The organism is Streptomyces sp. NBC_00250, from assembly GCF_036192275.1.
Classification (GTDB): Bacteria; Actinomycetota; Actinomycetes; order Streptomycetales; family Streptomycetaceae; genus Streptomyces.
The window spans coordinates 2,476,876-2,485,742 of record NZ_CP108088.1; the positions used below are offsets into that span (position 1 = coordinate 2,476,876).

9 protein-coding genes are annotated in these 8,867 nt (G+C 73.9%); 3 read left to right on the top strand and 6 right to left on the bottom strand.

Translation table 11 applies throughout. The features are described from left to right. Nucleotides 1-18: 18 nt before the first annotated feature. From OG259_RS11115 to OG259_RS11125, 3 genes are all read left to right on the top strand, one after another. On the top strand, nt 19-708 hold the full coding sequence (locus OG259_RS11115; RefSeq protein WP_328942132.1) for a TetR/AcrR family transcriptional regulator: 690 nt from the start codon (nt 19-21) through the stop codon (nt 706-708). A gap of 152 nt (nt 709-860) precedes the next feature. Continuing rightward, nucleotides 861-1,115, top strand: a complete 255-nt coding sequence (locus OG259_RS11120) for a hypothetical protein (RefSeq protein WP_328942133.1) — start codon at nt 861-863, stop codon at nt 1,113-1,115. 7 nt (nt 1,116-1,122) lie between these two features. Beyond that, entirely contained in the window at nt 1,123-1,596 is a 474-nt protein-coding gene (locus OG259_RS11125) for a hypothetical protein (protein ID WP_328942134.1), read from the top strand. 94 nt (nt 1,597-1,690) lie between these two features. On the opposite strand, the gene OG259_RS11130 is transcribed toward OG259_RS11125, so the two are convergent. From OG259_RS11130 to OG259_RS11155, 6 genes are read right to left on the bottom strand one after another with little or no spacing between them, the layout of a single operon-like run. Beyond that, nucleotides 1,691-2,491 (bottom strand): 4'-phosphopantetheinyl transferase family protein, encoded by an 801-nt coding sequence (locus OG259_RS11130; RefSeq protein WP_328942135.1) that lies wholly within the window; start codon nt 2,489-2,491, stop codon nt 1,691-1,693. A 55-nt stretch (nt 2,492-2,546) separates the two neighbouring features. Further along, a complete protein-coding gene (locus OG259_RS11135) occupies nt 2,547-3,959 on the bottom strand; it encodes an MFS transporter (protein ID WP_328942136.1) in 1,413 nt (470 codons plus the stop codon). After that, nucleotides 3,956-5,539 (bottom strand): argininosuccinate lyase, encoded by a 1,584-nt coding sequence (gene argH / locus OG259_RS11140; RefSeq protein WP_328942137.1) that lies wholly within the window; start codon nt 5,537-5,539, stop codon nt 3,956-3,958. The genes OG259_RS11135 and argH overlap by 4 nt, the downstream gene beginning before the upstream one ends. Next, nucleotides 5,536-6,807: an ATP-grasp domain-containing protein gene (locus OG259_RS11145; protein WP_328942138.1), complete on the bottom strand. Its 1,272-nt coding sequence runs from the start codon at nt 6,805-6,807 to the stop codon at nt 5,536-5,538. Before OG259_RS11145 ends, argH begins: the two co-directional genes overlap by 4 nt. Continuing rightward, nucleotides 6,804-7,928: a PLP-dependent cysteine synthase family protein gene (locus OG259_RS11150; protein WP_328942139.1), complete on the bottom strand. Its 1,125-nt coding sequence runs from the start codon at nt 7,926-7,928 to the stop codon at nt 6,804-6,806. The genes OG259_RS11145 and OG259_RS11150 overlap by 4 nt, the downstream gene beginning before the upstream one ends. 1 nt (nt 7,929) lies before the next feature. After that, the gene (locus tag OG259_RS11155; RefSeq protein WP_328942140.1) at nt 7,930-8,847 is read right to left on the bottom strand and encodes a GHMP family kinase ATP-binding protein; all 918 of its coding nucleotides are present in this window, start codon (nt 8,845-8,847) and stop codon (nt 7,930-7,932) included. Nucleotides 8,848-8,867 lie beyond the last annotated feature (20 nt).

An 8,867-nucleotide genomic window follows, 5' to 3' on the forward strand; every position in this document is an offset into this window, starting at 1 on the left:
GCTGTTATCGTGAGAGGCATGTCGACGGCACGAGAGCGCATCCTGGAAGCCACCGAGGAACTTCTCGCCACCAAGGACGCACTGGCGATCTCGACCCGCGCCATCTGCGACCGGGCGAAGGTCGGCATGCCCGAGATCTACCGCCAGTTCGGCGACAAGCAGGGGCTTCTCACGGCGGTCGCCGACATCGGCTTCGAGCGCTTCCTCGCCGAGAAGCGGCGCAACCCGCTCACCGACGATCCGGTGGCGGACCTGCGGACGGCCTGGGACAGCCATGTCGCGTTCGCGCTCCGCAACCCGCACCTCTACCGCCTGATGTTCACGCCGACCGGCGACTCCAAGCCGGGGGCCATCAAGGAGGCGCAGGCGATCCTCCTGAAGGCGGTGGAGCGCTGCCGTGACGCCGGACGGCTGAGGACGACCCCGGACCTCGCGGGCCGCTCGATCCTCTCCGCCAACGTGGGCGTGTGCATGATGGCGCTGTCGTTCCCGGACCTCTTCGGGGACTCCACCACCTCTCCGGCCGTACGGGACGCGGTGATCGGGAAGGTCACCGGCGACGAGCGCGAGGACACCCGGATCGGTACCGCGACCGTCCTCGCCCAGGCCCTGGTCGGCACCCTCACGGGAACGGCCACCCCGAGCGGCGCCGCCCTCGACCGGCTGGCCGACGCGCTGCTCCCGTCGGCGCCGCCCTCGGAGACGTAACGGAAGACGCCGAAGGGGACCGGGGAGGGGCCGCGGAAGGCGACGGAGGAGGGGCCGGGGAAACTGCCGGTCAGCTGCCGCCGCAAAGAACCGGCCACGGCTCTCCACAGGCCTACGCTCGCAACTCCCATCACCAGGAGGAGGAGTACGCCATGGAGAACCCGACTCGTAAGGTGGCCGCGGCCGGTGCCGCCGCTCTGCTCGCCGCGGGGCTCGTCGTCACCGGTGCCGGTGCCGCGAGCGCGTCGGAGGCCGGCGGGGCCGAGCGCATCACCTCGACCGCCCAGCTCAAGGACAGCATCCGGCTCGCCGTCGCCCAGGAGGAGCAGGCCGGGGCGAACGGGCTGAGCGAGAGCGTCGGCGGCAGGGTGACGAAGGCCGCCGGCACCCAGTCCGGCACCTGCTGAGGCCGAGGTGACCACCGTGGGCGAGGCCGGCTCCTCGCAGACCTGGTGTCCCAGCGGGGCGGCGCACGCACCCGAGTCCGTCGTCCTGGGCGTACGGTCCGGGCAGGACGGGCGTGTGGTGTACCTGGCCGATCCCGTTCCGGCGGCCGAGGTGCTCGGCGACGTGCCGGAGGGCATCGAGCCGCGGCGCGTCCTGCGCTTCGCCTCGCACTGTGTCAGCGACTGCGTCAATCGCAGGGGCGCCGACTGCACGCTCGTCGAGCGCATGGTGTCCCGGCCTCCCGCCCAGCAGGACGGCCACGTCCCGCGGTGTCACCTCCGGGCCCGGTGCCAGTGGTGGAAGCAGACCGGGGTCGCCGCGTGCGCGCGCTGCCCCGCGGTCTCGACCCGCCACCACGCCGGCGACGAGCTGGCCGATCTGGTGGCCGATCCGGCCACGACGAAGGAACAGCTCGACGAGTGGATCGCGGCGGCCGGCTGAACTCCGGTCCTCCGGCCGTACGATCCCTGTCCTCATACGTGGAAGGTCCCCGGACATGCGGTCCGGGGACCTTCCACGTATGCGCCGAGGTCGCTCACTCGCGGCCGGGTGGGTCCCCCCGGATGTCCCGCTCCGACAGGCGGTTCACCCGGGGCGACGGCGTGGTCAGTTCGCCGTGGACGGCCACCGCCGCCGCGTAACCGCGGTCGACGGGGATGTCGAGCAGGGTCCAACCGGCCGGAGGCAGTGCCCCGTCGGGACTGCCCGAGCCCACGTAGTCGGCCGCCGGGTCACGGCCCAGGCCGGTGCCGAGGCCCTTGAGGTACGCCTCCTTGCGGGTCCACAGCCGGGCCAGCGCCCTGGGGCGGCGCGGGGGTGGCAGGGCCTCGATCTCGCGCTGTTCGGCGGGGTGCAGCATGGCGGCGAGTTCCGCCGCGCCGCCCGGGTCGGCGACCAGGTCGACGTCGACGCCGATGGGCGCCACCGCCGTCCCCACCAGGACGAGGTCCCCGCGGTGGGAGAGCGAGAAGTGCAGTCCGCGCGTGGCCCCCAGGACCGTCGGCCGACCGTGCGGGCCGCCGCAGCACGGGCAGGTCTCACGGCCGTACCGGATGTCCTGCGGCAGCGTGTCGAGGTACGTGCCGAGCAGCCGGCGCAGCGCCAGATGGGCGGCGGTGAAACGGACCCGGTCCTCCGCGTGCGCCAGCCCGGCCGCGCGCTGCCGCTCGGTGGCGTCCAGGACACCGGTGTCGAGGCCGGTGCCCCGGGCGTCGGAGACCCTCAGCAGCCACAGGTCGAGGGACCCGGGCCGCGGCAGGTCGCGCGGCGGTGGCAGGGGGGCGAGCAGCAGGGTGCCGCTCGCGGAACTCCAGGGACCGCTTCTGGGATCACTCACGGGACCCCTCCTGTTCGATGACGGATGCGCGGGCGCGGGTGGCCGTCGGGACGGATCAGCCTTGTTCGGGTACGGCGTACCGGGAGGCCCGCGGTGCGACAGCCGCGCCCGGGGGACCCCCCGACTCGGCCGAATCGGCGGGCGGTCGGACGGGCGGGCGGGCGAGCGGTGGGACGGGCGACCGGGTCGGCGACTCGGTGGGCGGTTCGGTGGGCGGCTGGGCGGGCGGTTCGGTGGGCAGGTCCCTGCGGGCCCGCAGGGGACCTGCGAGCAGCAGTGCGGAGCTGACGGCGAGGCCGGCGGTGAGCAGCCAGAGCGCGGGCCGCAGTCCGAGCAGGCCGCCGAGTACTCCGCCGAGCAGCGAACCGACGGGAATGGCACCGAAGTTGGCGACGGAGATGCTGGCGGTGATCCGGCCGAGCAGCTGCGGCGGGCAGTACTGCTGGCGGAACGCCCCCTGGATGACGTTGGCGGACACGACGCCCAGGGCGAGGACGGCGCCGCCGACGGGCAGCAGAACGACCCGCCAGCCGGGTTCGGCCAGCGGGATGAGCAGCCCGAACGGGGCCGTGGCGAACTTGCAGAGCAGCATGCCGCGGGCGGTGCCGAAGCGCCGGGCCATGGGCGTGGCGACGACGGCGCCGAGCAGTCCGCCCACGCTGCCGCCCGCGAGCAGCCAGCCCACCGCGGCCTCGCCGACGTGGAGTTCGCGGACGAGGAACACGGTCAGGATGGCCTGGTAGCCGGTGAGCAGCAGGTTGGTGACGGTGCCGTACGTGGTCAGGACGCGCAGGTAGGGGTCGCGCACGGTGTGCCGCAACCCCTCCGCGACCTCCTTGCGCAGGGCCGTGGGCCGCTCGGGTCGCTCCGGCTCCGGTTCCCTGGCACGGATGCCGAGCAGGCACAGGGTGGAGACCAGGAAGGTCGCGGCGTCGGCGAGGAGTCCGTTGACCGCGCCGAACGCGCCGGCCAGGACTCCGCCGCCGCCGAGCCCGGCGAGCTGCGCGGCCGACTCGCTGCCCTGCAGTTTGGCGTTCGCCTCCGTGAGGTGTTCGCGGGGGACCACGAACGGTACGTAGACCCGGTAGGCGATGGAGAAGAAGACGTTGGCGAGTCCGGTGAGCAGGGAGACCACGACCAGCTGGGTCATGGTCAGTACGTCGAGCCAGGCGGCGGCCGGCACGCTGAGCAGCAGCACCAGCGAGCCGAGGTTGCAGGCCACCATCAGCGGGCGGCGCGGCAGCCGGTCCACCCAGGCGCCGGCGGGCAGTCCGACGAGCAGCCAGGGCAGCCAGGCGGCGGCGGCCAGGGCGCTCACCCAGAAGGTGCTCGCGTCCAGGGTGACCACGGCCACCAGCGGCATGGCGACACCGGTGATGTTGCTGCCGAAGCGGCTCGTGGTCTCCCCCGCCCACAGGAGCCGGAAGTCACGCTGCCGCAGCAGCCCGTCCCGGCGCCGCGCGTTCATCGGGCGGCCACCACCTTGGTGGTCGCGTCGCCCGGCGCGTCGCCCGGCACATCGGCCGACGTGGCGGCCACCACCTTGGCGGCCTCGGCGGACAGTCGCTCGGCGGCGTCGGCCCAGCGCGCCCGCCGGGCGGCCGACTCGTCGGCGAGGAGGGCGAGTTCCGTACGTGCCCGGGCCAGCGCCTCGGTCGGTGCGGTGCCGCCGGGGCCTCCGCCGTGGGCGCAGGCGGCGGCCACGGTCTCCGGGTCGAGCCAGTCGGCGGGGTACCCGGCGGCGGCCGCGGCCACGTCGGGCTGTGTGCGGGCCGCCTCGGACAGGGGCGTACCGCTGTCGAGGGCGGCGAGGACGGTCTCGCCGACCAGGTGGTGGGCGGTACGGAAGGGTGTGCCGTCGACGACGAGGCGTTCGGCGAGGTAGGTCGCCGAGGTGAAGCCCTCCCGGGCGCGGTCGCGCATCCGCTCGCGGTCGGGTTCCGCTCCGTCGACGACGAGCCGGAGCAGGGTCACGGCCTGGGTGGTGTCGGCGAGGCCGGGCCAGAGGTGGCGGGCGGCCTCGGTGCCGACGGCGATGGCGTTGGTGTACCCGGCGGTGGACATGGCCGCCGCGGCGCCGGTGAAGCCGGCGAGGGCGGCGGTCGAGCGGCCCTGGATGTGTTCGAGGAGGAAGGGGTTGCGCTTCTGCGGCATCATCGAGCTGGAGCCGACGAGGTCGTCGGCCATCCGCAGCAGTCCGAACTCCTCGGTGGTCCACCAGGTCAGGTCGCGGGCGACCCGGGCCATGAGGACGCCGAGGACGGCGGCGGCGGAGAGCATGCGCAGCACGAAGTCACGGGAGGCGACGGCGTCGACCGAGTTCGGCACGGCGGCGGTGAAGCCGAGCAGGTCGGCGGTGCGGTCCGGATCGACGGGCACGGAGGTGCCGCCGACGGCTCCCGCGCCGAGCGGGTTGACGTCGATCTCCCGCCCGGCGTCGAGCAGTCCGGCCAGCGAGCGCAGCACGCCGCCGGCGACCCCGGTCAGATAGTGTCCGTAGCTGACGGGCACGGCGGGCTGGCCGTGGGTGTACGCGGGCATGGTGACGTCCCGGTACGCCTCCGCCTTGTCGAGCAGGACCTGCGCCAACCCGACGACTTCGTCCAGGAGTCGGCCGTACGGGCCGCGCACCTTGAGTCGTACGGTGGTGGCGTTGAGGTCGTTGCGGGAGCGCCCGGTGTGCAGCACCCCGCCGGTCTCCTGGCCGAGCCGGTCGACGAGCCAGCCCTCGTACGCCAGGTACAGGCCGCGCGGCATGGGGCGGGCGCGGACGGGGGCGAAGTCCTCGGCGCGCAGGGCTTCGACCGTGTCGAGGAGAGCTCCGGCGCGGGTCGCGTCGACGATGCCGCGCTCGGCGAGCATCACCAGATGGGCCCGGTCGACCTCGCTGATCAGCCGCAGTTCGTCGCCGACGGGGTCGCCGTCGTCGGTCCGGTACTGGTCGTAGACGATGCGATGGGCTCGCGGGTCGAGCCCGGTGCGCAGCCGCCCGGTGTGGACGCCCGCCTCCTGCGGGGTGTGCGTTCCCGCCTCCTGCGGGCCGCTCATACCGGCACCGCCTCCCTCACCGGCACGTCGGCCGCCACGGGCGTCAGTGCTGCGGCGAGTCCCAGCGCGAGGGCGGTCCCGGCCGCTTCGGCCGACTGCCCCGGAGCCGTACCGGTCGCGATCACATGGCCCACCCGTCCGCGGAAGTCCTCGGCCGGTGCGACCCGGGTTCCGGCCGGGCGGTAGAAGACGGCGTCGACGACACCGGGCACCGCGCGGGCCGCCGACTCGGCGGCGGCGACGTCCGCGAGGACGCTGTCGGTGCCGGCCGTGAGGAAACGGATCGAGGCCGCGCCCGCCGCGTCCGGCGTACCGGTGAGGTCGACGCGTTCGCCGAGTGCGGCCCGCACCTGGGCGCCGACCAGGTCGACGCCGCGCGCCCGGCGCACGAGCTCCGGGATCATGCCGCCGGCGAGCCGCGGATTGACCTCGATGACGCGGGCGACGTCGCCGTCGAGCCGGAGCTCGACGTGGGCCGCGCCCCAGCCGAGGCCGAGGGCCTTGACGGCGCGCACGGCCGTGTCGACGAGCGCGGCGGCCTGCGCGGCCGGGAGGACGGCGGGCACGTCGTGCCCCGTCTCGACGAACACCGGCGGCGCGCCGACGTGTTTGGTGACCGTGACGACGGCCTCCTCGCCGAAGACCTCCACCGAGAACTCGCGCCCGGTCAGGTACTGCTCGACGAGGACCACGCCCCGGGTGCGCAGCCCGCGTTCGTTGACCGTGGCGGCCAGCAGGCCCTTCGCGTGCTCGGCGACCTCGTCCCGGTCACGGCACAGGCGTACGCCCAGACTCCCCGAGCCCTGCACCGGCTTGACGACGACGGGACCGCCCAGCCACTGGGCGGCGGCGAGCGCCTCGGCGACGTCGCCGGCCACCGAGAAGCGGGGTACGGGCACTCCGGCCGTGTCCAGGGTGCGGCGCTGCGCGGACTTGTCGCGGCAGGCCCGGACGGCGTCGGCGGACGGCCCCGGCAGCCCGAGGCGCCGGGCGAGGCCGGCGGCCGTGGCGACGTAGTACTCGGAGCTGGAGAGCACCCCGGCGACCGGCGCGGCGGCGGCGAGGCCGGTCACGGCGGCCCACAGGGCGTCATCGTCGGAGGTGTCCACGACGACGGTGCGCAGACCGTCCTCGGCGGCGTACGGATAGCGGGCGGGATCCGCGCTCAGCAGGACGGGTACGGCTCCGAGATCGCGGGCCCGCTGGGCGAACTGGCGTCCCGTGCCGGTGGTATTGGACTCGACGAGGAGCAGCAGCGGGGTGGTCACGACCGCGCCTCCGGCGTCATCACGGCACCGAGGTCGTGGACCTCCGGCGTCATGACGTCACCGAGGTCGGCAGCCTCCGGCGTCATGACGTCGTCGAAGCCGCGGCGTGCCCACACCAGACGGGTCCACGAGGACGGGGCGTCCAGCGGATGGTCGACGGTGACCGGGCCGCCGGCCGTCGGCGCCGGCTCGATGCCCTGCTCGCGCAGCCACTCGGCGTGGTAGACGGTGGACTGGTAGCGGTAGCCCTCGTCGGGCAGCACCATGACGACCTTGCTGCCCGGGTTGCGCGCGGCCCACCAGGAGGCGACCTGGAAGGAGGCACCGCTGGTGGGGCCCATGAACAGGCCGTGGGTGCGGAAGAGTTCGTGGGTGGCGTGGAAGGCCTCGGGGGCGGTGACCCAGTGCACCTCGTCGTAGGCGCTGTGGCGCACGTTGCCCGGGTGGATGCTGCTGCCGAGGCCGCGCAGCGTGCGCGGCCCGTCGGGCGAGCCGAAGATGATCGAGCCGTGGGTGTCCACACCGACGAGGTGCAGCGCCGGGTCCGCCGGGCGCAGGGCGGCGGCGAGGCCGCCGGTGGAGCCGCCGGACCCGACCGGTCCGACCAGGCAGTCCACGGAGCCGACGGTCTCGCCGATGAGGTCGGCGACCGCGGCGTAGGCGCCGGGGTTGTCGGGGTTGTCGTACTGGCCGGGCACGAAGCTGTCGGGGTGGAGCCGGCGCAGTTCCTCGACGCGGGCGAGGCGGGCGCCCTGGATGCCGCCGCTCTGCCCGGCGTACTCGACGATCTCGACGGTGGCGCCCAGCATTTCGAGGCGGTTGCGCAGGTCGCGGTCGATGGCGGAGTCGCCCACGATGGTCAGGTCGTATCCGCGCAGTCGGCACACCATCGCCAGGCCGAGCGCGAAGGTGCCGGAGGAGGTCTCGATGACCCGGCTGCCGGGGCGCAGCAGTCCGGCGGCCTCGGCGCGGTCGATGATGTAGCGCGCCGGCAGCAGCTTCATCAGGCTGAACGCCGCCGCGTAGAGGTTGTCGGTCACCTGGATGATGCGGGGCAGCTCGGTGGCGTCCACCACCGAGTCGTGCAGCCTGCCGGCGCCCGCGATCGTGGTCGTAGTCATGTCAGTCACCCGTCGTGAAGATCCACTGCTCGTGGATGCCGATGTTGTGCAGCAGTCGCTGGGCGTGCTCGGTGCGGGCCTCGACCTCGGGGTCGTCGCGGTCGAAGAGGAGCCCGGCGATGTCCCCGCTGTGCGCGGCCTGGATGCCGAGGGCACCGGTCTCCCGGACGATGGCGCGCAGGCCGTCGAGGCGGGGGATGGGCAGGTGCCGCTGGTTGATGTCGGTACTGGCGGTGGCGACCGCCCCGACGAGGGCGACGTCCTTGGTGTGGATGGCCTCGCGCAGCATCACCTGGAGTTCGGCGAAGAGTTCGAGTTCCGCGCTGCCGTACTCGGCGGGCGGGAAGGCCAGCGTGTCGATGCCCTTGCCCTCGTTCTCGGGCCGCGAGCCGAAGCCGAGGACCCGCAGCACCGGCATGCGGTACCCGAAGTCCTCGATGACCTTGCCCTCCCGCTGCGCGAACAGCACCGAACTCTCGTTGAACATCAGGGAGTCGGACGCCGTCTCGGCCCGCACCGCGATCCGGGCGATCTCCTCGGGGGGCAGCGGGGACACCAGGGCGTCCTGCACGGCCCAGACCGCGGCGAGGACGTCGCTGGTGGACGAGCCGAAGCCACGGCAGAGCGGAACGTCGCCGGTGAGTTCGAGATGCCCGCCCACCGGCCCCTCCCCGGGCGGGACGCAGGCCTCGGCGGTGAGCTGCGCGGCCCGCGCCGCCTTGGACTTCCAGGCCGGGTGAACGGTCAGCTCCTCGCCCCGCGCGGGGATGAAGGAGGCCCGGGTGGTGTGGACGGTGCAGGGCAAGGTGACCAGCCCCCGGGTGAGCTGGCCCTGGTGCGGAAAGACGCCCTGGAGAATTTCGCCGTGATGTATCGGGGCCGAGGCGACGCCGACCCGCCAACCGGAATGATCCACCATGTCCTTGACTTCCTCTGGGG